This is a genomic window from Sphingomonas lenta (assembly GCF_002288825.1).
Taxonomy (GTDB): Bacteria; Pseudomonadota; Alphaproteobacteria; order Sphingomonadales; family Sphingomonadaceae; genus Sphingomonas; species Sphingomonas lenta.
The window spans coordinates 230,602-252,468 of the sequence record NZ_NSLI01000003.1; the positions used below are offsets into that span (position 1 = coordinate 230,602).

26 protein-coding genes and 1 tRNA gene are annotated in these 21,867 nt (G+C 70.9%); 19 read left to right on the forward strand and 8 right to left on the reverse strand.

Annotated elements, in window-relative coordinates; translation table 11 throughout:
• The first annotated feature begins 6 nt into the window (after positions 1-6).
• The 6 genes from glmM (at position 7) to CKY28_RS08450 (ending at position 6,380) form a co-directional block, all read left to right on the forward strand.
• Positions 7-1,347, forward strand: a complete 1,341-nt coding sequence (gene glmM, locus CKY28_RS08425; RefSeq protein WP_095997905.1) for a phosphoglucosamine mutase — start codon at positions 7-9, stop codon at positions 1,345-1,347.
• Positions 1,344-2,132: a bifunctional hydroxymethylpyrimidine kinase/phosphomethylpyrimidine kinase gene (gene thiD, locus CKY28_RS08430; protein WP_095997906.1), complete on the forward strand. Its 789-nt coding sequence runs from the start codon at positions 1,344-1,346 to the stop codon at positions 2,130-2,132. Before glmM ends, thiD begins: the two co-directional genes overlap by 4 nt.
• The gene (locus CKY28_RS08435) at positions 2,129-2,758 is read left to right on the forward strand and encodes a ribonuclease HII (protein ID WP_095997907.1); all 630 of its coding nucleotides are present in this window, start codon (positions 2,129-2,131) and stop codon (positions 2,756-2,758) included. Before thiD ends, CKY28_RS08435 begins: the two co-directional genes overlap by 4 nt.
• Positions 2,759-2,909: 151 nt before the next feature.
• On the forward strand, positions 2,910-4,055 hold the full coding sequence (locus CKY28_RS08440; RefSeq protein ID WP_095998565.1) for a site-specific DNA-methyltransferase: 1,146 nt from the start codon (positions 2,910-2,912) through the stop codon (positions 4,053-4,055).
• A gap of 100 nt (positions 4,056-4,155) precedes the next feature.
• Positions 4,156-5,232, forward strand: a complete 1,077-nt coding sequence (gene folP / locus CKY28_RS08445; protein WP_095997908.1) for a dihydropteroate synthase — start codon at positions 4,156-4,158, stop codon at positions 5,230-5,232.
• 257 nt (positions 5,233-5,489) lie between these two features.
• On the forward strand, positions 5,490-6,380 hold the full coding sequence (locus CKY28_RS08450; protein ID WP_095997909.1) for a bestrophin family protein: 891 nt from the start codon (positions 5,490-5,492) through the stop codon (positions 6,378-6,380).
• Positions 6,381-6,640: 260 nt separating this feature from the next.
• Here CKY28_RS08450 and CKY28_RS08455 read toward each other — a convergent pair whose 3' ends face one another.
• Positions 6,641-7,387 (reverse strand): SDR family NAD(P)-dependent oxidoreductase, encoded by a 747-nt coding sequence (locus tag CKY28_RS08455; protein WP_095997910.1) that lies wholly within the window; start codon positions 7,385-7,387, stop codon positions 6,641-6,643.
• Between the two features lie 59 nt (positions 7,388-7,446).
• Positions 7,447-7,758 carry a PilZ domain-containing protein gene (locus tag CKY28_RS08460; protein ID WP_095997911.1) on the reverse strand — a complete coding sequence of 104 codons (312 nt, stop codon included), beginning with the start codon at positions 7,756-7,758 and terminating at the stop codon, positions 7,447-7,449.
• A gap of 188 nt (positions 7,759-7,946) precedes the next feature.
• Here CKY28_RS08460 and CKY28_RS08465 point away from each other — a divergent pair, with 188 nt between their 5' ends.
• Positions 7,947-9,026, forward strand: coding sequence for an SDR family NAD(P)-dependent oxidoreductase (locus CKY28_RS08465; protein ID WP_095997912.1), 1,080 nt, complete (start codon positions 7,947-7,949; stop codon positions 9,024-9,026).
• Between the two features lie 103 nt (positions 9,027-9,129).
• Here CKY28_RS08465 and CKY28_RS08470 read toward each other — a convergent pair whose 3' ends face one another.
• A complete protein-coding gene (locus tag CKY28_RS08470; RefSeq protein WP_095997913.1) occupies positions 9,130-10,548 on the reverse strand; it encodes a sigma-54-dependent transcriptional regulator in 1,419 nt (472 codons plus the stop codon).
• A gap of 154 nt (positions 10,549-10,702) precedes the next feature.
• Between CKY28_RS08470 and CKY28_RS08475 the strand changes: the two genes are divergently transcribed.
• The 7 genes from CKY28_RS08475 (at position 10,703) to CKY28_RS08505 (ending at position 15,407) form a co-directional block, all read left to right on the forward strand.
• The gene (locus tag CKY28_RS08475; RefSeq protein WP_095997914.1) at positions 10,703-10,828 is read left to right on the forward strand and encodes an aa3-type cytochrome c oxidase subunit IV; all 126 of its coding nucleotides are present in this window, start codon (positions 10,703-10,705) and stop codon (positions 10,826-10,828) included.
• Positions 10,829-10,830: 2 nt separating this feature from the next.
• Positions 10,831-11,958, forward strand: coding sequence for an NAD(P) transhydrogenase subunit alpha (locus CKY28_RS08480; protein WP_095997915.1), 1,128 nt, complete (start codon positions 10,831-10,833; stop codon positions 11,956-11,958).
• A gap of 59 nt (positions 11,959-12,017) precedes the next feature.
• Positions 12,018-12,431: an endonuclease domain-containing protein gene (locus tag CKY28_RS08485; protein ID WP_095997916.1), complete on the forward strand. Its 414-nt coding sequence runs from the start codon at positions 12,018-12,020 to the stop codon at positions 12,429-12,431.
• A 3-nt stretch (positions 12,432-12,434) separates the two neighbouring features.
• Positions 12,435-12,716 carry an NAD(P) transhydrogenase subunit alpha part 2 gene (locus CKY28_RS08490; RefSeq protein ID WP_095997917.1) on the forward strand — a complete coding sequence of 94 codons (282 nt, stop codon included), beginning with the start codon at positions 12,435-12,437 and terminating at the stop codon, positions 12,714-12,716.
• A 45-nt stretch (positions 12,717-12,761) separates the two neighbouring features.
• Positions 12,762-14,270 carry an NAD(P)(+) transhydrogenase (Re/Si-specific) subunit beta gene (locus CKY28_RS08495; protein ID WP_176473021.1) on the forward strand — a complete coding sequence of 503 codons (1,509 nt, stop codon included), beginning with the start codon at positions 12,762-12,764 and terminating at the stop codon, positions 14,268-14,270.
• Positions 14,271-14,338: 68 nt separating this feature from the next.
• Complete coding sequence (locus CKY28_RS08500; RefSeq protein WP_095997919.1) at positions 14,339-15,142, forward strand: helix-turn-helix domain-containing protein; 804 nt, start codon at positions 14,339-14,341, stop codon at positions 15,140-15,142.
• A 189-nt stretch (positions 15,143-15,331) separates the two neighbouring features.
• Positions 15,332-15,407 (forward strand) — tRNA-Val (locus tag CKY28_RS08505).
• Here CKY28_RS08505 and CKY28_RS08510 read toward each other — a convergent pair.
• Positions 15,395-15,814, reverse strand: a complete 420-nt coding sequence (locus CKY28_RS08510) for a MerR family transcriptional regulator (RefSeq protein WP_176473022.1) — start codon at positions 15,812-15,814, stop codon at positions 15,395-15,397. The two genes, CKY28_RS08505 and CKY28_RS08510, sit on opposite strands and share 13 nt — an antisense overlap.
• Before the next feature lie 55 nt (positions 15,815-15,869).
• Between CKY28_RS08510 and CKY28_RS08515 the strand changes: the two genes are divergently transcribed.
• Positions 15,870-16,616 carry a MauE/DoxX family redox-associated membrane protein gene (locus CKY28_RS08515; protein ID WP_245841726.1) on the forward strand — a complete coding sequence of 249 codons (747 nt, stop codon included), beginning with the start codon at positions 15,870-15,872 and terminating at the stop codon, positions 16,614-16,616.
• A 4-nt stretch (positions 16,617-16,620) separates the two neighbouring features.
• Here the strand turns inward: CKY28_RS08515 and CKY28_RS08520 are convergent, their stop codons facing one another.
• From CKY28_RS08520 to CKY28_RS08530, 3 genes are all read right to left on the reverse strand, one after another.
• On the reverse strand, positions 16,621-17,076 hold the full coding sequence (locus tag CKY28_RS08520) for a hypothetical protein (RefSeq protein ID WP_141243884.1): 456 nt from the start codon (positions 17,074-17,076) through the stop codon (positions 16,621-16,623).
• A complete protein-coding gene (locus CKY28_RS08525) occupies positions 17,076-18,530 on the reverse strand; it encodes a M48 family metalloprotease (RefSeq protein ID WP_095997922.1) in 1,455 nt (484 codons plus the stop codon). Before CKY28_RS08525 ends, CKY28_RS08520 begins: the two co-directional genes overlap by 1 nt.
• Positions 18,531-18,595: 65 nt before the next feature.
• On the reverse strand, positions 18,596-19,162 hold the full coding sequence (locus CKY28_RS08530; protein ID WP_095997923.1) for a helix-turn-helix domain-containing protein: 567 nt from the start codon (positions 19,160-19,162) through the stop codon (positions 18,596-18,598).
• A 92-nt stretch (positions 19,163-19,254) separates the two neighbouring features.
• Between CKY28_RS08530 and CKY28_RS08535 the strand changes: the two genes are divergently transcribed.
• Genes CKY28_RS08535 through CKY28_RS18650 form a run of 4 tightly spaced genes read left to right on the forward strand, consistent with a single transcriptional unit; the run spans position 19,255 to position 21,476 of the window.
• On the forward strand, positions 19,255-19,683 hold the full coding sequence (locus CKY28_RS08535; RefSeq protein ID WP_095997924.1) for a DUF6456 domain-containing protein: 429 nt from the start codon (positions 19,255-19,257) through the stop codon (positions 19,681-19,683).
• Between the two features lie 38 nt (positions 19,684-19,721).
• Positions 19,722-20,390, forward strand: coding sequence for a glutathione S-transferase family protein (locus CKY28_RS08540; RefSeq protein WP_095997925.1), 669 nt, complete (start codon positions 19,722-19,724; stop codon positions 20,388-20,390).
• Complete coding sequence (gene dapF, locus CKY28_RS08545) at positions 20,387-21,322, forward strand: diaminopimelate epimerase (RefSeq protein WP_095997926.1); 936 nt, start codon at positions 20,387-20,389, stop codon at positions 21,320-21,322. Before CKY28_RS08540 ends, dapF begins: the two co-directional genes overlap by 4 nt.
• A gap of 16 nt (positions 21,323-21,338) precedes the next feature.
• Complete coding sequence (locus CKY28_RS18650; RefSeq protein WP_176473023.1) at positions 21,339-21,476, forward strand: hypothetical protein; 138 nt, start codon at positions 21,339-21,341, stop codon at positions 21,474-21,476.
• Positions 21,477-21,486: 10 nt separating this feature from the next.
• Here CKY28_RS18650 and CKY28_RS08550 read toward each other — a convergent pair whose 3' ends face one another.
• Positions 21,487-21,837 carry a thiol-disulfide oxidoreductase DCC family protein gene (locus tag CKY28_RS08550; RefSeq protein WP_095997927.1) on the reverse strand — a complete coding sequence of 117 codons (351 nt, stop codon included), beginning with the start codon at positions 21,835-21,837 and terminating at the stop codon, positions 21,487-21,489.
• Between the last annotated feature and the right edge of the window lie 30 nt (positions 21,838-21,867).

Here is a 21,867-nt window from a genome sequence, read left to right on the forward strand (position 1 = left end):
GCGGGAATGGCAAGAAAATATTTCGGGACCGATGGGATCAGGGGACTGACCAACCGGAGCCCCATGACCGCGGAGACGGCGATGCGCGTCGGCATGGCGGCGGGCGCGTACTTCCGGCGCGGGGGACACCGGCACCGCGTGCTGATCGGCAAGGACACGCGCCTGTCGGGCTATATGCTCGAATCGGCGCTGGTGGCGGGCTTCACCAGCGTAGGCATGGACGTGATCATGACGGGGCCGATGCCGACGCCCGCCGTCGCGATGCTGACGCAATCGATGCGCGCCGACCTGGGCGTGATGATCTCGGCCAGCCACAACCCCTATGCCGACAACGGCATAAAGCTGTTCGGGCCCGACGGCTTCAAGCTGTCCGACGAAGCGGAGGAGGAGATCGAGGCGCTGATCGAGGGGGAGGTGCCCCTGTCGGACGCGGGCGACATCGGGCGCGCGCGCCGGATCGACGACGCGCAGGGGCGCTACATCCACTTCGCCAAGGCCACCTTCCCCGAGGACCAGCGGCTGGACGGCATGAAGGTCGTCGTCGACTGCGCCAACGGCGCGGCGTACCGCGTCGCGCCCTCGGCCTTGTGGGAGCTGGGGGCGGACGTGGTCGCGATCGGCGTGGAGCCCAACGGCCGCAACATCAACGACCGCGTGGGCTCGACGGCGCCGCAGACCTTGTCGGAGACGGTGGTGGCGAGCGGCGCGGCGATGGGGATCGCGCTGGACGGCGACGCCGACCGGCTAATCGTGGTGGACGAGCGGGGCCAGGTCGTCGACGGCGACCAGCTGATGGCGACGATCGCGACCGCCTATGCGCGCCAGGGCAAGCTCAAGGGCGGCGGGCTGGTCGCGACCGTTATGAGCAACCTGGGGCTGGAGCGGCACCTGGCGGCGCAGGGCATGGGGCTGGTCAGGACCAAGGTGGGCGACCGGCACGTGCTCGAGGCGATGCGCGCGCGGGGCTACAATGTCGGCGGCGAGCAGTCGGGGCACATCATCCTGTCCGACCACGCCACCACGGGCGACGGGCTGGTCGCGGCGCTGCAGGTGCTCGCCGAGGTCAGGCGCGCGGGCGCGCCGGCGAGCGAGGTGCTGCACCGGTTCGAGCCGCTGCCGCAGCTGCTGCGCAACGTACGCTTCGGGGGCGGCAAGCCGCTGGAGGCGGAGGCGGTCAAGGCGTGCATCGCGGAAGCCGAGGCCGAGCTGGCGGCGCGCGGGCGGCTGGTGATCCGGCCGTCGGGTACGGAGCCGGTAATCCGCGTAATGGCGGAGGGCGAGGATCGGGGCCAGGTCGAGCGTGTCGTGACGCGCATCTGCGACGCGGTGCGGAAGGCGGCGGCTTGAGCGAACACGCTTACAAGCCGCCCCGCGTGCTGATCGTCGCCGGGTCGGACTCGGGCGGCGGGGCGGGGATCCAGGCCGACATCAAGACCGTCACGATGCTGGGCGGTCACGCGATGACGGCGGTCACCGCGCTGACCGCGCAGAACACGTTGGGGGTGCAGGGCGTCTTGCCCGTGCCGGCGACGTTCGTGGTCCAGCAGATGCGCAGCGTGCTCGACGACCTGGGCGCGGACGCGGTGAAGATCGGCATGATCGGATCGGCGGAGACGGCGCACGCCGTCGCCGACGAACTGGAGCGGCTGGACGTGCCGGTCGTGTTCGACCCCGTGATGGTGGCGACGAGCGGGTCGGTGCTGGCGGATGCGGAGACGATCGCGGCGTTCGAGCGGCTGATGCGGATCGCGTCGGTGGTGACGCCGAACCTGCCCGAGCTGGAGGCGCTGGGCGGCGAGGCGGCGGTGCTGGCGCACGGGTGCCACCTCGTCGCGAAGGGCGGGCACGCCGAGGGCTATTATGTCGTCGACCGCGTGCTCGCGCCCAACGGCGAGGAGCTGGCGCGGCTGGAGGCCAAGCGCTTCGACACGGAGGACACGCACGGCACCGGATGCACGCTGGCGAGCGCGCTCGCCTGCGGGCTGGCGGCGGGCATGTCGATCGAGCAGGCGTTCGAGCAGGCGGTGCGGTTCGTGCGGATCGCCATCCTCTCGGCTCCCGGCTTCGGGCAGGGGCATGGGCCGGTCGGGCACACGCTGGGGCATAACCCGTACGAGCAGCTGGAAGGATGAGCAAGGCGCTGGCCGCGTTCGACCGCGGCTTTCCCGGGCCGCTCGCCGGGGTGGACGAGGTGGGGCGCGGGCCGATCGCGGGGCCGGTGGTCGCGGCGGCGGTGGTGCTGCCCGAATCGGGGTGGCCGGAGGGCATCCGTGATTCGAAGAAGTTGAGCGCGAAGGCGCGCGAGTGGCTGGACGGGCTGATTCGCGGGTGCGCGGCGGTGGGCGTGGCGGTGGTCGGGCCGGAGGAGGTGGACCGGCTCAACATCCACCACGCCACGCTCGCGGCGATGGCGCGGGCGGTGGCGGCGTTGCCCGTGCGGCCCGCGCATGTGCTGGTCGACGGCAAGTTCCTGCCCCGACTCGATATTCCCGCGACGGCGTTGGTGGGCGGCGACGCAAAGAGCCTGTCGGTCGCCGCGGCGTCGATCGTCGCCAAGGTGCTGCGCGACCGGATCATGGTCGAGGCCGCCGAATCGCATCCCGAGTTCGGCTGGTCCTCGAACAAGGGCTATCCGTCGCCGGAACACGTCTCGGCGCTAAAACGACACGGTCCGTCGCCGCTGCACCGGCGCAGCTTCGCGCCTGTCGCCGCGCAAATTTTAACCATGATGCAGTCCCGCCACACCCCCACTGATTGAGTATGGATTGAGAGCGGCGGCCCAACATCTAGCGGGGTCGTGCGACGTTCCGCCCCATTAACGCGATCTCAACCCGCGTCGTTAACCAATGCCCGCTTGACGGAATCCGGGGTCGGCGGGGATGGTGGGGCTCAACACGGGTGGGGACGTCATGGGAGCGATCGATACGATCGCGCGGCTCGGTCGCGCGACATGGGAAGACTCGCGCCTAGCGCTTAGCGACGCGCTGCCGCTCGACCAGATCGTCATGGGCGACTGCATCGCGGCGATGAAGGCGCTGCCCGACAAGTCGGTCGACATGATCTTCGCCGATCCGCCCTACAATCTGCAGCTGGGCGGCGAGCTGTTCCGGCCGGACGGCAGCCACGTCGACGCGGTCAACGACGATTGGGACAAGTTCGACAGCTACGCCGCGTATGACGCGTTCACGCGCGGCTGGCTGGCGCAGGCGCACCGAGTGCTCAAGGACACGGGCACGATCTGGGTGATCGGGTCGTACCACAACATCTTCCGCGTGGGCGCGGCGGTGCAGGATTTCGGCTTCTGGATCCTGAACGACATCGTGTGGCGCAAGGCCAACCCGATGCCGAACTTCAAGGGCACGCGCTTCACCAACGCGCACGAGACGCTGATCTGGGCGTCGAAGGGCGAAGGGTCGAAGTACACGTTCAACTACCGCTCGATGAAGACGCTGAACGACGAGCTGCAGATGCGCTCGGACTGGGAGTTCCCGATCTGCGGGGGCGCAGAGCGGCTGAAGAAGGGCGGCGTGAAGGTGCATCCGACGCAGAAGCCCGAAGCGCTGCTGTACCGGGTGCTGCTGGCGTGCACCAAGCCGGGCGACGTGGTGCTCGACCCGTTCTTCGGGACGGGGACGACGGGCGCGGTCGCGAAGCGGCTGGGGCGGCGCTGGATCGGGATCGAGCGCGAGCCGGAATATTGCGCGGCCGCCGTCGAGCGGATCGACGCGGCGCTGCCGCTGGACGAATCGGCGCTGGCGACCATGCAGAGCCCCAAGGCCGCGCCCAAGGTAGCGTTCGGCAAGCTGGTCGAGACGAACATGCTGGCGCCCGGATCGGTGATCACCGACGCGAAGCGCCGCTGGTCGGCGACAGTGCGCGCGGACGGATCGCTGATGAGCGCGTGCGGGCAGGTGGGGTCGATCCACAAGCTGGGCTCGACGCTGCAGGGCGCGCCGGCGTGCAACGGGTGGATCTTCTGGCACTACGAGGGCGCGGACGGGCTGAAGCCGATCGACGAGCTGCGGCAGACGTACTTGCTCGCCACTCAACCTTGAAGCGCCCTCCCGTTCGCCCTGAGCTTGTCGAAGGGCTGTTCTTCTTGCTGTGAGGAGAGCAAGGACGGCGCTTCGACAGGCTCAGCGCGAACGGTAGTTTATGGCGTCCCCCCTCCACCTCCGCCCCGTGCAGTTCGTCGACACGCCCGTGGGGCGCGACGGGGAGGTGGCGCGGCTGGCGGGGGGCATGCAGTGGTTCGCGGCCTATGAGGTGACGGAGGGCGGGGCCAAGCGCACCGTCTCGATCCCCCAGTTCGAGCGGACCTTGTGGGCGGAGGACGAGCGCGCGGCGGCGCTGCATCGCGCGATCACCGCGCCCAGGCCGGCGCTGCAGCTGGGGAGCCGCACGCTCCGGTTCGACCAGAGCCAAGTCATGGGCATCCTCAACGTCACGCCCGACAGCTTCTCCGACGGCGGTCGGCACACGGGCGAGCATGGGGCCGACCCGGTCGCGGCGGGCGTGGGCATGGCGGCTGACGGCGCGGCGGTGATCGACGTGGGCGGCGAGTCCACGCGGCCCGGCGCGCAGCCCATATGGGAAGAGGACGAGCGCCGGCGCGTCCAGCCGGTCGTGGAGGGGCTCGCGGCGGCGGGGACGCTGGTGTCGGTCGATACGCGCAAGGCGTTGGTGATGGAGGCGGCGCTCAGGGGTGGCGCGGCGATCGTCAACGACGTGTCCGCGCTGTTGTGGGACGAGCGCGCGCTGGAGGTGGTCGCGCATGCGGGCTGCCCCGTGGTGCTGATGCACTCGCCCGAACCGGAGAAGGGGCCGCACGGCGGCAGCGGCTATGTGGACGTGCTGACGGAGGTGTTCGACTGGCTGGAGGCGCGCGTGGCGGCGGTGGCGGCCGCGGGCGTGCCGCGCGACCGGATCATCGTCGATCCGGGCATCGGCTTCGGCAAGTCGCTCTCCGACAATCTCGCGTTGCTGAACGGGCTCGAGATGTTCCACGGGCTGGGCTGCCCCCTCGTGCTGGGGGCGAGCCGAAAGCGCATGATCGGCGCGCTGTCGAACGAAGCGCCGGTCGAGCGGCGGCTGGGCGGCTCGGTCGCGCTGGCGCTGGCGGGAGCGCAGGCGGGGGTGCAGCTGCTGCGCGTGCACGACGTGTTCGAGACGGTGCAGGCGCTGCGGGTTTGGCGAGGGATGCGGGATCAGGCGCTGGTCGCACGCGGCTAGCGAGGTAGCCGCGAGACGACCGAGCCTGGCCGGCCTAGCTTCAGCTAGGGTCGACGACGCGGCTCCGCCGCGGCGCTGCTCGCTCAGCTGGTCGGCATCCAAAACATCACGGGCGCGTTCGGCGCGATGATGAGGGGCTCCGCATCCCAGATCGCCTGCGCCGCGGCGAAGCCGCGTCGTCGAACCTCGCTAAAGCGAGGCCGGCCGCGCTTGGGCGAGTCTTGCGCCAGCCTGCTGGCGCAAGCCGCCCTGCGCGCATGATCGTCGATGCCCGCCCACGGCTGACCAAGATCGTCCACGACGTCTGGAAGCCGCTGCTGGTCCTGTTTGTCTGGGACTGCCTCGTCACCGGCTTTTACATCTGGTCGCCCTTCCGCGCGCCGGAACTGCCGCTGACGCTGTTCGGTACGGCGCTGGCGTTGTTCCTGGGGTTCCGCGACAACTCCGCCTATCAGCGCTGGTGGGAGGGGCGCGTGCTGTGGGGGGCGATGATCAACGCGTCGCGGAGCTTGGCGCGGCAGGCGCGCAACTTCTTGCCCGATCCGGACGCGCGCGACCTGAAACGGTCGATCGTGCTTCGGCACGTGGCCTATGTGAACGCGCTCCGGTGCCAGCTGCGCCAGCATGTCGACTTCCGCGAGGGCGAGCTGCTGCGCTTCCTGTCGCGCGGCGAGGCGGAGCCGGCGTTACGACGGACCAACGTCGCCAACGGCCTGCTCGACGGGACGGGGCGTAGGATCGAGGACGCGCGCAAGCGGGGGTGGATCGACTCGATCCAGCAGGCCTCGATGGAGTCGGTGCTGGTGGACATCGCCAACGCGCAAGGGGGCATGGAGCGGCTCAAGAATACGCCGCTGCCCAACCAGTACCGCTTCTTTCCGCAGCTCTTCACGCGATTGTTCTGCTTCGTGCTGCCGATCGGGCTCGTCGAGACGCTGGGGATCGCGACGCCCGTGGGCTCGACGCTGGCGGGGCTGATGTTCCTGGCGGTGCTGCAGATCGGCGACGACCTGGTCGATCCGTTCGCGGACAGCGTCCACGACGTGCCGATGAGCGCGATGTGCCGGACGATCGAGATCGACCTGCTGGAGGCGATCGGGGACCCGGCGCCGGAGCCGCTGAAGCCGGTGAAGGGGGTGCTGTGGTAGGCGCCGGGCGCACGTAGCTAGCGCGAGCTAGCTACGAGACGCCCAAGCCCGGCCGGCCTCACACCGTGAGGACCGACGACGCGGCTTCGCCGCGGCGGTAGTGACTTCCCCACCCACGCCGCGGCAAAGCCGCGTCGTCGATCGACACGCGCGGACTGGGGCCGCGCGGACGGGGCACCCCGCAAAGTAATACTTTGCGGGGACCCCCGTCGGCCGAGCTTGGGCGAGTCTTGCGCCGAGGCGGCGCAAGCCGCCCTGCGCTAGAGCAGATAACCCCCGTCGCTCACCAGCGTCGCGCCCGTGATCGTAGCCGCGGCGTCCGACAGCAGGAACGCGATCTGCTCCGCCACCTCCTCCGCTTTGGCGTAGCGGCCGAGCGGCGTCGCCAGCGCGGCGAGTTCCGCGAACGCCGCGTCGCGGCCGATGGCGCGGGCGCGGTCGGCGAACATGGGGACGACGTCCCAGACGGGCGTCTCCACGCCGGCGGGCGCGATGCCGTTCACGCGGATGCGACGGGGCGCGCCTTCCTTGGCGGCGACGCGGGCGAGGTGGAGGAGCGCCGCTTTGGACGCGCCATAAGCGGCGACGCCCGGTTCGGGCTTGAGGCCCGCGGCGGACGCGACGGCGACGATCGCGCCGCCGCGCTCGTGCATCGCGCGCATCGCGGCGCGGATCGTCAGGAACGCGCCGTCGAGATTGATCGACAGAATGCGCCGCCACTCATCGAACGGGTGGTCGGATAACGGCGCGGCCCCGGCGACGCCCGCATTGACCACCGCCAGGTTCAGGCCGGAGAGGTCGAGCGCGTCCCAGAACGCCTCGTCGCGCACGTCGCCGGGCGCGCGCACGACGGCGCAGGGAAGGCCGACGCGGGCGAGCGCGGCCTCGTCCAGGTCGACCAGGATCAGGCGCGCCGCGCCGTCGGCGGCGAGGCGCTCGGCGGTGGCGAGACCGATGCCTGAGGCTGCGCCGGTGACGAGGGCGGTGCGGTGCGTGAAGCGGGGCATGCACCCGCTTCAGCACGGGCGGTGCGGCTCGGGAAGGGCCGCGTCGACCAGAAGGCGACCTACGCTACGGCGCTTCTCCGATCCGCTTGGACCAACGCCCCGACTTCCTCGGCGGTGAGCGGCACGGCAAACTCGACGCCGAACTGGCGGCCGTCGCGGCGCACCACGCGCGCGGCGCGGGCGCGGTCGCCGACGCGCAGGAACACGGTTACGCCGATCGCGGCGGGCCTGGTCGCGGTGACCAGCGCGCCCGACACCGACAGGTCGAGGATGTTGCAGTGCACGAGCTCGTGGCCCAACCGCATGCAGGTCGGCAGGAACAGCTTGAAGCGCTGGCTCGCGCGGAGCCGCCGGACGTTCGATCCTTCCATCGGAATCACTCCTTCGCTCCCCCTGGGCCACGCTTCTAGCGCGGGAGCGGGTGCCTGAGCCTTTCCGGGATTGGCTAACGCCCCTTTCACCTTGTTTTCCGCAACCTTCGCGCGCGTCGTCGGTTCGCTTGCCCACCGACCGGGCCCGTTGCGCCCGGCCTTCCTGATTCGGCATCGGAGGAAGCATCATGAGCGACACTCGTCCTTTCGCCCCCAAGCCCTTCGCCGTCGTGACCGGCGGATCGAGCGGCATCGGCCTGGAGCTGGCGCGGCAGTTCGCCGACAATGGTTACGACGTGCTCCTGAGCGCGGAGGATGCGACGGAGTTGCAGCAGGCGCGCGCGCAGATCACCGGCGGCGGCGCCACGGTGACGACGCACGCGTCCGACCTGGCGACCGAGGAGGGCGTGGACAGCCTCCTCGGCGCGATTGGCGGGCGCGACGTGGACGCGATCGCGATCAACGCGGGCGTCGGGCTGGGCGGCCGGTTCGCCGAGACCGAGCTCCAGCGCGAGCTCAAGATGATCGACCTGAACGTGCGCGGCGCGGTGCAGCTCGCCAAGCCGATCGTGCAGCGGATGGTCGCGCGGGGCCAGGGGCGCATCCTGTTCACCTCGTCGATCGCGGGCACGATGCCCGGCACGTTCGAGGCGGTGTATGCGGGCACCAAGGCGTTCGACCGCTGGTTCGCGCAGGCCTTGCGCGAGGAGCTGAAGGGCACGGGCGTGACCGTGACGGCGCTGATGCCCGGCACGACCGAGACCAACTTCTTCCGTCGCGCCGACATGATGGACACGGCCGCGGGCACGCAGTCGAAGGACGACGCGGCGCTCGTCGCCAAGGCGGGCTTCGACGCGATGATGGCGGGCAAGGATCATGTGATCCCGACGTCGAAGAACAAGGTGATGGCGTTCATCGCCGAGTCGCTGCCCGATCCGATCGCGGCGAAGATGCACCGCGGGCTGACGGAGCCGGGCTCGGCGGACAAGAAGTCGAACGCGGCCCCGCTCGCGGTCGGCGCCGCGGCGCTGGGCGTGGGCGCGGCGCTGTTCGCGTACTGGCGCAACGGGCGGAACGAGGCGGAGCCTTACGCCGAGGGCGCGGGCGCGCAGGACGCGGCGCGGCCGGCGGTGGGCCAGCCCGCGTCGGGCACGACCACCGCGCCGGATCCGACGGGCGGCCCCGCTTCGGGCACGGGCGCGCAGCCGGGGGCCACGCCGCTGCCGGCGGACGTGCCGACGGCGACGGAGATCCGGGTGGGGGCGTAAGCGCCGCGGCGAAGCCGCGTCGTCGGACGAGTCGGGCGAGAGGGGCTCGCCCGCTCGCCGGCCGGGCTCGGGCGAGTCCTAGCGCGAGGCGCGCTAGGCCGCCCTACGCCGCATTGTCTATCCCGAGCTCGCCGAGCTTTCGGTACAGCGTCGAGCGCCCGATCCCCAGCCTGCGCGCGACCTCCGTCATGCGCCCCCGATAATGCCCGATCGCGAGGCGGATCACGTCCGCCTCGATCTCGTCCAGCTGGCGCATGTTGCCGTCGGGGCGGAACAGCGTGACGCCGCCGCTCGTCGCGAGCCCGCCCGCCGGGCCGGCGGCGACGCGGGAGCTGGCGGCGGCGATCTGGGGGAAGTCGGCGCGGGTGAGCGCCGCACCCTCGCAGAGCACGGCCGCGCGGAACAGCGCGTTCTGGAGCTGGCGGACGTTGCCCGGCCAGTGATAATGGCTGAGCAGCTGCAGCGCCTCGTCGGTGATGCCGAGCGGTTTCAGCCCCGGCTGCTTGGCGATGCGCGCGAGCAGGTGGCGGGTCAGCGCCGGGATGTCGCCGGTCCGTTCGCGCAAGGGCGGGATCGAGACCTGGACGACGTTGAGCCGGTAGTAGAGGTCCTCGCGGAAGCGGCCCGCCTCCACTTCGTCCAAAAGCTTCTTGTTGGTGGCGGCGATGACGCGGACGTCGACGATGCGCGCGTGGCGCGCGCCGATCGGGTGGACCTCGCCGGACTGGAGCACGCGGAGCAGCTTGACCTGCGCGTCCAGCGGCATCTCGCCCACTTCGTCCAGGAGGATGGTGCCGCCGTCGGCGTCCTGGAAGCGACCGATCTTGCGCTCGAACGCGCCGGTGAACGCGCCCTTCTCGTGGCCGAACAACTCCGACTCGACGAGGTTGGGCGGCAACGCGCCGCAGTTGACGGTGACCATCGGCTTCTTGGACCGCGGGGAGGCGGCGTGGACGGCTTCCGCCACCACCTCCTTGCCGACGCCCGATTCGCCTTCGATCAGCACGGGGACACGCGCGCGCGCCGCCTTGGCGGCGATGGCGAGCGCGGCGCGGAACTGGGGGGCGGAGCCGACGATCTCGTCGAACGCGAGCAGCGCCGGGATCTTCTCGGTCAAGGGGCGCAGCTCGCCCGCGCCGTCGCCCGCGACCGCGGCCTCGAGCGCCGCCATGAGGCGTTCGGGCGCGAGGGGCTTCACGAGGAAGTCGGTCGCGCCGCCGCGCATCGCGGAGACGGCGGCGGCGACCGAACCATTGGCGGTGAGCACCAGGATGGGGAGCGCCGGGCGGCGCGCGCGCAGCTCGGTGATGAGCTCCGCCGCCGCGTCATCGTCGGCCCAGTGGTCGAGCAGGATCGCGTCGAGCTGCATCCCGTCCTGCGTGCCGAGCGTGGCGATCGCCTGCTCGCCGGGCGTCGCGAAGATCGTGCGCCACCCCGCGCGCGCGGCGAGCGCGGCGACGAGCCGGCGCTGGGCGGGCTCGTCGTCGATCAGCAATAACAGGCGCTGGCCGTTGCGCGTCATCCACGTGCCTCTTGTGGTTGGACGCGGACGAATAGCGGGCGTCGGTAAAGGCCCGCTTAAACCTGTTCGCGACTAGGTTCGGACGGCGGGCTTGAGGCGGCGGGGGCAGGGCCCTAAGGTCCCCGCCGGCAGGAGTTCAGGACAGACGGGACCGATGGCGCATAACGACGATCTGAAGAGCCACGAACGTACGTACCACCGCATCATGGCGATGTTGAAATGGGGAACGGTCGCGACGGCGGTGATCGCCGCGATCGTGATCTGGCTGATCTCGGGCTGATCGTGAAGATCGCCGTCCTGACCGAACGAGCGGACGGCGAGAAGCGCGTCGCCGCGACGCCGGAGACCGTCAAGAAGCTCGTCGGCTTAGGCGCCGAGCTGGCCGTGGAGGCGGGCGCAGGACGCGCCGCCTCGTCCGAGGACGCCGCCTACGAGGCCGCGGGCGCGCGCGTCGGCGACCGCGCGGGCGTGCTGGCCGGCGCGGACGCGGTGCTGGGCGTGCAGGGGCCGGACCCGGCCTCGCTCGCGGGCGCGAAGCCGGGCGCGTGGGTCGTGGCCATGCTCAACCCGTTCGGCGCGCGCGAGCGGGTGGACGGGTACGCCGCGGCGGGGCTCGAGGCGCTGGCGATGGAGTTCATGCCGCGCATCACGCGCGCGCAGTCGATGGACGTGCTGTCGTCGCAGTCGAACCTGGCGGGCTACAAGGCGGTGCTCGACGCGGCGGCCGAGTACGGCCGCGCGTTCCCGATGATGATGACGGCGGCGGGCACGGTGTCGGCCGCGCGGGTGTTCGTGATGGGCGTGGGCGTGGCGGGCCTGCAGGCGATCGCGACCGCGAGGAGGCTCGGCGCGGTGGTGTCGGCGACCGACGTGCGCTCTGCGACGCGCGAGCAGATCCTGAGCCTGGGCGCCAAGCCGATCTTCGTGGAGGGCGTGGCGGGGATCGAGGGCGAGGGTGCTGGCGGCTACGCGGGCGAGACCAGCCCCGAGTACCAGCGCGCACAGGCCGAGCTGGTGTCGAGCCACATCGCCAAGCAGGACATCGTCATCACCACCGCGCTGATCCCCGGCCGGCCCGCGCCGCGCCTCGTCTCCGACGCGCAGCTCGCGAGCATGCGGCCGGGATCGGTCGTGGTGGACTTGGCCGTCGAGCAGGGCGGCAATGTCGAGGGCGCGGTCGCGGGGCAGGTGGTCGAGCGCCACGGCGTGCGGATCGTCGGGCATCGCAACGTGCCGTCGCGCCTCGCGGCGGACGCGTCGGCGCTCTACGCGCGCAACCTGTTTAATTTCCTGTCCGCCTTCTGGGACAAGGAGCAGGGCCGGCCGGTGCTGCCCGACGGCGACGAGATCGGCGACGCGGTGCGGCTGACGCGCGGTGGGCAGGTGGTGTCGGCGAGGTTGCTCCAGTGATCCTCCCCCGCAGGGGGAGGGGGACCAGCGCAGCTGGTGGAGGGGCGTCTCGACGCGAGATGCCGCCCGAAGTGCTGCGCGCCCGCAAGCTCCGGCGGGAGATGAGCTACCCCGAAGTGCTGCTGTGGCAACGGCTGCGCGGCTCGCCGCTCGGGATCAGGTTTCGTCGGCAGCATCCGATAGGGCTCGACTACACCGCCGATTTCTACTGCCCGGCGGCCAAGCTGGTGGTCGAGGTCGACGGCGAGGCGCACTCGGCGGCAGGCGCGCCGACGCGCGATGCGGTGCGTGAAGCGTACATGCGCTCGCGCAGGCTGACGGTGGTGCGCGTGCCCGCGCGCGACATCCTGCGCGACGCGGATGGGACAGCCGACGCGATCGTGACGCTCGTCGCGACCGCCCCTCCACCACCGCTTCGCGGCGGTCCCCCTCCCCGTTCCGGGGAGGATCGAAGCGGAGCGGATCAGGAGTAGTTCATGGACTTCATCGCCATCTTGTCGATCTTCGTGCTGGCCTGCTTCGTGGGCTACTTCGTCGTCTGGTCGGTGACGCCCGCGCTGCACACACCGTTGATGGCGGTGACCAACGCGATCTCGTCGGTGATCATCGTGGGCGCGCTGATCGCGGCCGCGGCGGCGGGCGCGCCGGGGGCGAAGTGGCTGGGGCTGCTGGCCGTCGTGCTGGCGAGCGTCAACATCTTCGGCGGGTTCGCGGTGACGGAGCGGATGTTGGCCATGTACAAGAAGAAGGGCCAGTAGATGTGCCAAGATCTGCTGTTGAACGGGACGATTTACCACTGCGGCATGGATTCCGCGCCAGAGGAGGTGCGTACTAGTCCCTGGATCGCTTTGGCTTACCTAGTCGCGGGTATCTGCTTCATACTTGCGCTGCGGGGGCTTTCGGGCCCAGCCTCAAGTCGGCGCGGTAATCGCCTTGGCATGATCGGGATGACGATCGCCGTCGTGGTCACGTTCATCACACACGTGCCGACATGGGCGGATCCGGAATTCTACTCGGTCCCCTATGGCCGCGACTATCTGGCGCTGATCGACTGGACGGCGACACTGGAGATCCTCGCCGCCATCGCCCTCGGCGCGGCGATCGGCTTTACTACCGCCAAGCGCATCGCGATGACGGCGATGCCGCAGCTAGTCGCAGCCTTCCACTCGCTCGTCGGCCTGGCGGCAGTGCTGGTCGCGATCGCGGCGTACCTCAACCCGCAGGCGTTCGGGATCGCCGACCTGGTCACGCCCATGATCGGTCAGCCCTTCGCCGTCATCGACCCCGTCAGCCGCGTCGAGATGGGGCTGGGCGTCGCGATCGGTGCGATCACCTTCTCGGGCTCGGTGATCGCGTTCCTCAAGCTGAACGGCAACATGGGCGGCAAGCCGATCCTGCTGCCCGGCCGCCACGTCATCAACATGGGCGTGCTCGCCGCGATCGTGGCGCTGATCGCCTATTTCACGCGCGACCAGTCGCCGGCCGTATTCTGGACGATCACGGTCCTGTCGTTCGCGATCGGCTTCCTGCTCATCATCCCCATCGGCGGCGCGGACATGCCGGTCGTGGTCAGCATGCTGAACAGCTACTCCGGCTGGGCGGCCGCCGCGATGGGCTTCACGCTGCACAACACCGCCATGATCATCACGGGCGCGCTGGTGGGCGCGAGCGGAGCGATCCTCTCCTACATCATGTGCCGGGCGATGAACCGGAGCTTCATCTCCGTCATCGCGGGCGGCTTCGGCGCGGTCGCCGATACGGGCGGCAGTCAGGCGATCGACCGGCCGTGGAAGCGCGGCAGCGCGGAGGACGCGGCGTTCCTGATGCGCGAGGCCGAGCAGGTCATCATCGTCCCCGGATACGGCATGGCGGTCGCGCAGGCGCAGCACGCGCTGCGCGAGATGGCGGACCGGTTGAAGGAGGAGGGCGTGCGCGTGAAATACGCGATCCACCCCGTCGCCGGCCGCATGCCGGGCCATATGAACGTGCTGCTGGCGGAAGCGAACGTACCTTATGACGAGGTGTTCGAGCTGGAGGACGTCAACGCCGAGTTCGCGCAGACGGACGTCGCCTTCGTGATCGGCGCCAACGACGTGACCAACCCCGCCGCCAAGACCGACAAGAGCTCGCCCATCTATGGCATGCCCGTGCTCGACGTGGAAAAGGCCAAAACGGTCCTGTTCATCAAGCGCTCGATGGGCGGCGTCGGCTACGCCGGCGTCGACAACGAGCTGTTCTATCGCGACAACACGATGATGCTGCTCGCCGACGCCAAGAAGATGGTCGAGGAGATCGTCAAGGCGCTCGGGTGATGCAGATTGCTCCGGACCGGATGGAGTTCGGATTGCCTGTCGCGCCCTTGTCCCGGACGAACGGACCCGTGGAAGGACCCGCCGCGCCTATCGGCCGCCGCTTCGACGCGGTGCTGATCGGATCGGACGTCTCCCGCGGCGACGCCTCGGTGCGCGCCGCGGGCGGATGCTCCGTGGCGGCCTTCGGATGGGGCGAGGAAATCCGAATTGCCGGCAGGCCGGTGCTGGTGATCGAAGCGCAGGGGGCGGACGAGCAAACGATTGCTGACGCGCTGCCCGACGTCGCGCGCTTCGCGGTCGAGCGGGGATGCCGCGTCGTCGCCGCGTTCGACCGCGAGGCGATCGACGTCGTCGCGGCGTCGCTGCTCGGCGCGGGCGTCGAGCTCCTGTGCGATCCCGACCTGCCGGAGCGGATCGAAGCGCTGCTGCGCGCGTCCAACGGACGGGACGATCCCGAACCGCTGCTGCGCGAGGAGGGCGGGGAGAACGGCGCGGCGTTCGGCGTGGAGCCGCCGAGCGAGCCCGTCGCGGAGCCGCGCGACCTGCGCCGTGCGATCCGGTCCAGGCGGCTGCGCGACGAGTTCTTCATGCCCGGCCTGTTCGCCGACCCCGCCTGGGACATGCTGCTCGACCTCTACGCCGCCGAGTTGGAGGACCAGCCCGTCTCCGTCTCCAGCTTGTGCATCGCCGCCGCGGTCGCGCCGACCACCGCGCTCCGCTGGATCGCGCGGATGCAGGAGGACGGGCTGCTGCAGCGCAAGCCGGACGCGAACGACCGCCGGCGCGCGTTCATGGTGCTGACGGAGGTCGCGCGCTTGGGGATGCGCCAGTACCTGCTCGCGGTGAAGCGGGCGGGGTTGAGCGTGGCTTGAGGTTGCACGGCGCACGATAGGGTGGCAGGAGCGCGGGGCCGACGGCTAAGCCGCCGGCTTCGGGGCACCCCGCAAAGTAGTACTTTGCGGGGACCCCTCGTCGGTCCGGTTCGACTGCGTCGACCGGCCGGCCGCGGTCGGCCGTGTGCTTCGCGCAGCGGCGCGGTCGTGGCCGCGCCTCGGCCGATCGGGCGCTTAGCTCAGCTGGTAGAGCGGCTCGTTTACACCGAGTAGGTCGGCGGTTCGAACCCGTCAGCGCCCACCATCCTCCGGCTCGAACGCCTCGATGATCGGGCAGGGGCCCGCGCCGCCTCCGCCGCAGCGCCGGGCCAGGCGGGCGAGCGCCGCCCGCGCTTCCTGCAGCTCCGCGATCTTCGCGTCGAGGGTGGCCATGCGGCGTTCGGCCAACGCGTGCGCGCGGGCGCGGTCCTCGGTCGCGTCGAGACTAAGCAGCTCGCCGATCTCGTCGAGCGTGAATCCCGCCCCCTGCGCCGCGCGGATGAAGCGCAGCCGACGGACCGCGTCGGCGTCGTAGCGGCGCACGGAGCCGGGCGCGCGGTCGGGCTCGGGCAGCAGGCCGCGGCGCTGGTAGTAGCGCACCGTCTCCACGCCTACGCCGCCCGCTTCCGCCAGCCCCGCGATCGTCAGCGCCACCTCTTGACTCCGTACCATGCTACGGACCCCATGTGGGTAGGGCGACACCATCGACCAAGCCCGGAGCGCCCCCATGAAGACCGCCACCCTGTACCGCATGGCCATCGGCCACCACGAATGTCCGCACGGATTGAAGGCGCGGGACCTCCTGCGGCGGCGCGGCTACGAGGTGGTCGAGCATCTGCTCGATACGCGCGAACGCGTAGACGCGTTCAAGGCGGCGCACGGCGTCCGGACGACGCCGCAAGCGTTCATCGGCGGCGAGCGCGTCGGCGGTTACGACGACCTCCGCCGCTTCTTCGGCCTTCGCGTGCCCGACCCCGAGAAGCCGAGCTACCGCCCCGTCGCCGCGCTGTTCGCGGTCACCGCGCTGATGGCGCTCGCCGCGAGCCACGCCGCGTTCGGCACCGCGCTGACGGTGCGCGCGGCCGAGTGGTTCGTGGCGTTCAGCATGTGCGTGCTGGCGGTGCTCAAGCTGCAGAACGTCGAGCGGTTCGCGACGATGTTCCTGAACTACGACCTGCTCGCCAAACGCTGGGTGCCTTACGCCTATCTCTACCCGTATCTGGAGGCGCTGGCGGGCGTGCTGATGGTGGCGGGCGCGCTCGACTGGGTGTCGGTGCCCGTCGCGCTGTTCATCGGCGGGGTGGGCGCGGCGTCCGTGTTCAAGGCGGTGTATGTCGATCGACGAGAACTTAAGTGCGCGTGCGTCGGCGGCGACTCGAACGTTCCGCTGGGCTTCGTGTCGCTCACGGAGAATGTCGGCATGGTCGCGATGGCGCTGTGGATGCTGCTCGGCCCGGCCATGCGGATGGCGTGAACGGTCAGTAATCCGTCGGCGGTGCGACGATCGCCACGGGCTGTTCGGCGGGCTCGGGTTCGCTCAAGACCGTCGTCCTCGGCGACTCGATGCGCATGACGGCGGGCATGGGCGTCGGCTCGGCTTCGAAGGGGGGCAGCGGGCCTTCGAGCTCGGCGAGCAGCTCGGAGTCGTCGAACGCGTCCGGTTCGGGTGCGGGCGGGGGTTCGGCGCGGGGCGGCTCGGCGATGACGTCGGGGCCCCAGCCGATCGGCGTGAAGGTGGGCGGCGCAGGCCGCGTGGGCTCGGGCGGCGCATAGGCGGGCTCGCGCCACCCGGCCGGGGCCGCGAAGCGGTAGAAGGGGTTGATCGCCGACACGGTGTGCGTCGCGATCAGCGAGCCGAGCATCATGCTCCCGCTCGCCGCGCCCAGCGCGGCGGCGAGGCGCTTGCCCGTGAGCATCCGGCGGCGGGGGGGCATCAATAGGTGACCAGCTTGACCTTGTCGCCCGGGCGCAGCGCCTGGTTCGGTTCGAGCCGGTTGAGGACCAGGAACCGTTCCAGCCGGTAGTCCGGATAGGCCATGCGCGCGCTCAAGGACGCGGGCGTGTCGCGGGACCCGACGGTGACCACGCGGACGTAGCGCGGGCGGATCTGGGCGGCCTCGCTCGACGACAGGCGGCGGAGCGAGCCGAAGGTCTGCTCCAGCGCGCCGGGTCCGCGGCCGGCCTGCGACAGCGTGACGAAGTGGACCGCGCGGGTGGGGGCGAGCTGGTAGGCGAAGACGGTCACGTCGACGGGCGTGTTGCCGCTCTGCGCACGGAGCTGCGTATAGGCGGCGGGGATGCCGTTCACCGTGGTGCGCTGCGCGGGTGCGGCGCCGGTCGCGCCGCCGCCCAGGCCGCGAACGACGTTGGCGACATAGGTCCCCAGATCGCCCTGGAAGGGCGCGGTCGAGAACTGCGCCTGCCCGCCCGAGCCCTGGATGGAGACGGCCTCCGTGCCGTTCTGCATCGTGAAGCCCTGGGGCACGGTGAAGGCGATGCCGAGGCTGGGGTGGAGGAAGCTGTTGCCTTCGATCACGCCCTGCTTGGGGTCCTCGCCGTACATCATGCCGTCTATCGCGGCGAGGAACGCGTCGCGGTTGCGCGTGGGGGTAGCGACGCGAACCGTCGCGGCCTGCTGCTGCGCGCGGCGGATGCGTGAGGCGGGCTCGGGGTGGGTGCTGGCCCAGCCGGGCAGCGAGCGCGCCTCGCCGCGGAGCGCGCCCTGGAGCTGGTTCTGCTCGGCCAAGGACTCGAGCATGGTCGAGAGCGCTAGCGGGTCGTAGTTGGCGGACGCGAGATAGCGCACGGCTAGGTCGTCGGATTGAGTCTCCTGCGAGCGCGAGAAGCCGAGCGTGTCGAGCTGGAACAGCGAGGGCACGCTGCGCGCGGCGAGTCCGCCGAGGCCGGAGTTGCCGAAGAGCGCGCCCAGGCCGAGCTGGCCCAGCGCGCCCAGGATCGAGTTGCGCTGCGCGCGCGTCTGCCGCGAGCGCGAGTGGCGCGCGGCGACGTGGGCGACCTCGTGGCCCATGACGGCGGCGAGCTCCGCCTCGTCGTTCATCAGCGCGACCAGGTCGCGCGTGACGTACACGTAGCCGCCCGGGATGGCGAAGGCGTTGTTGACGGGCGAGTTCAGGAGCGTGACGTTGAACGCGCCCGGGCTGTTCGAAAGGCCCGACTGCGTCGCGATGCGCTGGCCGATCTGCTCGACGTAAGCCGCCTGCCGGCCCGTCAGCGCACCGCCATATTCCTGGATCAGCCCCTGGTTCGCCTGCGCGCCCTGCTGGCGTTCCTGGGCGGTGATGGGCTGGGCCCGGCCGTACTGGAGCGCGCTGGATTGCGCGTAGACGGGCGCGGCGAGGAGGAGGGAGAGGGCGAGCAGGCGACGCATACGGGACCTCTGGAACGCTGGAACACTGATCCAGGTTGAACCCGAAACGACCGGGTGCGGTTCCGCTACAGCGCCCGCACCAGCTTCACCGCGCGCGCGACCCAGGGCGGGTCGGCCACGACTTGCTGGCGCGCCCCGTGGCCGGGCGGCAGGACGAGCAGCTTCCGCCCGCCCTCGCGCCCGATCAGGCGGCCGAACAGGAAGCGGCCGGCGGGGCGGGGCACGAGCACGTCGCGGTTCATTGCGTCGCCGAAGCGATCGGGCCCGAGCGTCTCGCACCAAATCTCGTCGCCCGCGCGATAATCGCCGACACCCTGGCTCACCATCACGGCGACCGCGCCCGGCGTAGGCGCGGGCGGGAGGGCGGCCTGCGCGCGCCGGGGGGCATGCGCCCCGGCGGCGTCGAGCAGCGCCGCGACCGGCAGCTCGACTCGGTCGGGCAACTTGACCAGGTCGGCGGGCTCGACCTCGAGCGCCGCGGCGATACGGCGGAGCCAGGGCAAGGACACGGTGCGCGTGCCGCATTCGAGCCGCCCAATCGTCTGCGGCGTGGTGGGCGGGTCGCAGCGCTGCGCCACCTCCTCCAACGTCAACCCCTTGGCGCGTCGGACCTCTCGAATGGCGGTGATCAAGGAAACGGCTCCTAACCAGCGTGGTTTCCATCTGTCCTACAGGATCGCCGTCGTGGCAAGCCCGGTGCGACTCGGGCGAAGGAGGGCGTGTGATGCGGGCGTTGGCGGAACGGAGAACGGCGGGCGGGCGGAGCGTGATGGTGAACCTGCGCGAGTCGCCGCTCGCCTGGCTGATGGCGCGCGAGCTCGTCAGCTTGCGGCAGTTCGAGGCGGGGGAGCGGCTGCGCGGTGATTATGAAATGGCGAAGCTCGGGCCGCGCGTGACGATGCGCTGGGTCCCGCGCGTGGACGGGGTGGGGCAGGGGCTCGACCCGACGACGGCGCAGGTCGCGGCCAGGCGCCGGTTCGACGGGACGATGGCGGCCGTCGGACCGGGGCTCAACGACATACTCTGGCGCGTCGTCTGCGCGGGCGAGGCGCTGCCCGCGGCGGAGAAGGCGCTGGCGTGGCCGGCCAGGGCGGGGCGGCTGGTGCTGACGCTGGCTTTGGATCGGGTGGCGGACCACTACCGCTTGCCTTAGTCCTCCCACATGGCTCTTCGAACAATACGAGGTTCGCGATGATCATTTATGGTTCGACCATCTCGCCTTTCGTCCGCAAAGCCGTCGTGTTCGCACGCGAGAAGGGCGTGGAGGTCGAGCTTCGTCCCGGCGGCATGGGCCGAGGCGGCGACGAGTTCGAAGAGGCGTCGCCCTTCCGCAAAATGCCCGCCTTGCGCGATCCGGGCGCGGACGGCGGGCGCGACTTCACGATCTCGGACTCGACGGCGATCGTCCAGTACCTCGAAGCGAAGCATCCGGAGCCGAACCTGATCCCGACCGACGCGATCGGGCGCGCGCGGGCGATCTGGTACGAGGAGTTCGGCGACACGATCGTGATGGCGGTCGGCGGCAAGCTCTTCGGCAACCGCTTCGTGCGGCCCAAGCTCCTGAAGGTCGAGGGCGACCTGGCAGCGGCGGATGCGGCCGAGCGCGACGAGCTGCCGCCGATCCTCGATTATCTGGAGCGCTGCGTGCCCGACAGCGGGTTCCTGGTCGAGGACCGGCTGACGCTGGCGGACATCGCGGTCGCCTCGCCGTTCGTGAACTATGGCTGGGTGGGCGTGGCGGTGGACGGGACGCGTTACCCGCGCACCGTATCGTACCTCGACAACATCCTGGCCAGGCCGAGCTTCGCCGATCTGGTGGCGAAGGACGGCGCGGTCGTGCAGCGGCTGTCGGCGGCGTGAGGCTGCGTTTCACCAAATGCCACGGGTCGGGGAACGACTTTCCCCTGGTGGACGCGCGCGCGCTGACTTTGTCGGACGCGGAGTGGGCGGCGGCGGCGCGGGCGCTCGCCGACCGCGCGGGACCGGTAGGGGGCGACGGGCTGCTGCTGCTGGTCGAGGGCGACGGCGACTGCGCGTTCGGGATGCGGATGTTCAACGCGGACGGATCGGAGGCGGAGACGTGCCTCAACGGACTGCGCTGCGTCGCGCGGGCGGGGTTCGAGGCGACGGGGCTCGACCGGGCGCGGGTGCGGCTGCGCACGAGCGAGGCGGAGGTGGCGCGCGACGCCGAGCTCGCGCCCGGCGTCTACACGGTCGAGGAGCGCGCAGGGCCGGCGGGGCTGGACGTGCGGGACTGGCCGATGCGGTCGGGCGTCGAGCGGATCGTCGACGCGGTCGTGCCGCCCCTGTCGGACATGCTGCGGTTCACGGCGGTGGCGATGCCCAATCCGCACTTGGTGTGCTTCGTGGACCGGGTGGACGAGGCGGAGTTGGTGCGGGTGGGGCTGGTCTGCGAGGCCGCGCCCGATTGGCTGCCGAACCGGGCGAACGTCAGCTTCGTGGAGGTCAGGCCGGGCGGGCTGTTCGTGCGGACGCACGAGCGGGGCGTCGGGCTGACGGACGCGTGCGGGAGCGCGATGGCGGCGTCGGCGGTAGCGGCGGGGCTGACGGGGCGCATCCCGTTCGGGACGAGGTTCACCGTGTGGAACCGCGGCGGGCCGGTGCGTGCGCGGGCGGACGCGGACCTTCGCGTTACGCTGTCGGGTAACGCCACGTTCGAGTGGGAAGGCGAGTTCGACCTTGAGATGGGCGAGTTTCAGGTGCTTCGACGCTTCGACGACGAGGTCGCCGCCTGGAACGCGGCTGCGCGGGAGCCGTTGGTCACCTCCTGAACGAGGAGTTTGAACGATGACCGACCACAAGAAGAAGGGCGAGCACTCGAAGACCGGCGACGCGCGGGGCGGCGGCAACGAGAAGCAGGAGAACGACGGCGGCAACAGCCGCACCGGGCACAAGCAGAACCAGGGTCACGGCGGCCACAAATAGCCGCCCGCGGCTAATCGAGTCGGCGGGCGAGCCGCTGCAGCGCGGGCCTGACGCGCAGGAAGCGCAGATAGGCCCTGTCCAGCACGCGGAGCGCCCGCGGGTTGCGCGCGAGGAGCCCGAGCGGGCGCAACAGCGGGATGGCCCGCCACATGGCGGCGAAAGCGGCCGCGCCCGACAGCATGCGGTCGCCCTCCCGCGCGTGAAGCCGCTCCAGCATCGCCGCCCGGTCGATCGGGCAGGCCGCGCCGTCCGACAAGTCGATGAAGCCGATCCGCCCGCGCCGGTCGAGGCGGCGCATCAGTGCGATCTCGCGCGTGCACAGCGGGCATGCGCCGTCGTACCAGACCGTGACCTGCTCCATGGTGGTCCTATACCGGGGCTGAGGGCAGGC

Bases quoted from the DNA above. Each gene is read 5' to 3' on its own strand.
- glmM (WP_095997905.1), top strand. From the start codon at position 7: ATGGCAAGAAAATATTTCGGGACCGATGGGATCAGGGGACTGACCAAC.
- CKY28_RS08435 (WP_095997907.1), top strand. From the start codon at position 2,129: ATGAGCAAGGCGCTGGCCGCGTTCGACCGCGGCTTTCCCGGGCCGCTC.
- CKY28_RS08440 (WP_095998565.1), top strand. From the start codon at position 2,910: ATGGGAGCGATCGATACGATCGCGCGGCTCGGTCGCGCGACATGGGAA.
- folP (WP_095997908.1), top strand. From the start codon at position 4,156: ATGGCGTCCCCCCTCCACCTCCGCCCCGTGCAGTTCGTCGACACGCCC.
- CKY28_RS08450 (WP_095997909.1), top strand. From the start codon at position 5,490: ATGATCGTCGATGCCCGCCCACGGCTGACCAAGATCGTCCACGACGTC.
- CKY28_RS08455 (WP_095997910.1), bottom strand. From the start codon at position 7,387: ATGCCCCGCTTCACGCACCGCACCGCCCTCGTCACCGGCGCAGCCTCA.
- CKY28_RS08460 (WP_095997911.1), bottom strand. From the start codon at position 7,758: ATGGAAGGATCGAACGTCCGGCGGCTCCGCGCGAGCCAGCGCTTCAAG.
- CKY28_RS08465 (WP_095997912.1), top strand. From the start codon at position 7,947: ATGAGCGACACTCGTCCTTTCGCCCCCAAGCCCTTCGCCGTCGTGACC.
- CKY28_RS08470 (WP_095997913.1), bottom strand. From the start codon at position 10,548: ATGACGCGCAACGGCCAGCGCCTGTTATTGCTGATCGACGACGAGCCC.
- CKY28_RS08475 (WP_095997914.1), top strand. From the start codon at position 10,703: ATGGCGCATAACGACGATCTGAAGAGCCACGAACGTACGTACCACCGC.
- CKY28_RS08485 (WP_095997916.1), top strand. From the start codon at position 12,018: ATGCCGCCCGAAGTGCTGCGCGCCCGCAAGCTCCGGCGGGAGATGAGC.
- CKY28_RS08490 (WP_095997917.1), top strand. From the start codon at position 12,435: ATGGACTTCATCGCCATCTTGTCGATCTTCGTGCTGGCCTGCTTCGTG.
- CKY28_RS08495 (WP_176473021.1), top strand. From the start codon at position 12,762: ATGGATTCCGCGCCAGAGGAGGTGCGTACTAGTCCCTGGATCGCTTTG.
- CKY28_RS08510 (WP_176473022.1), bottom strand. From the start codon at position 15,814: ATGGTACGGAGTCAAGAGGTGGCGCTGACGATCGCGGGGCTGGCGGAA.
- CKY28_RS08515 (WP_245841726.1), top strand. From the start codon at position 15,870: ATGAAGACCGCCACCCTGTACCGCATGGCCATCGGCCACCACGAATGT.
- CKY28_RS08520 (WP_141243884.1), bottom strand. From the start codon at position 17,076: ATGCCCCCCCGCCGCCGGATGCTCACGGGCAAGCGCCTCGCCGCCGCG.
- CKY28_RS08525 (WP_095997922.1), bottom strand. From the start codon at position 18,530: ATGCGTCGCCTGCTCGCCCTCTCCCTCCTCCTCGCCGCGCCCGTCTAC.
- CKY28_RS08535 (WP_095997924.1), top strand. From the start codon at position 19,255: ATGCGGGCGTTGGCGGAACGGAGAACGGCGGGCGGGCGGAGCGTGATG.
- CKY28_RS08540 (WP_095997925.1), top strand. From the start codon at position 19,722: ATGATCATTTATGGTTCGACCATCTCGCCTTTCGTCCGCAAAGCCGTC.
- CKY28_RS18650 (WP_176473023.1), top strand. From the start codon at position 21,339: ATGACCGACCACAAGAAGAAGGGCGAGCACTCGAAGACCGGCGACGCG.
- CKY28_RS08550 (WP_095997927.1), bottom strand. From the start codon at position 21,837: ATGGAGCAGGTCACGGTCTGGTACGACGGCGCATGCCCGCTGTGCACG.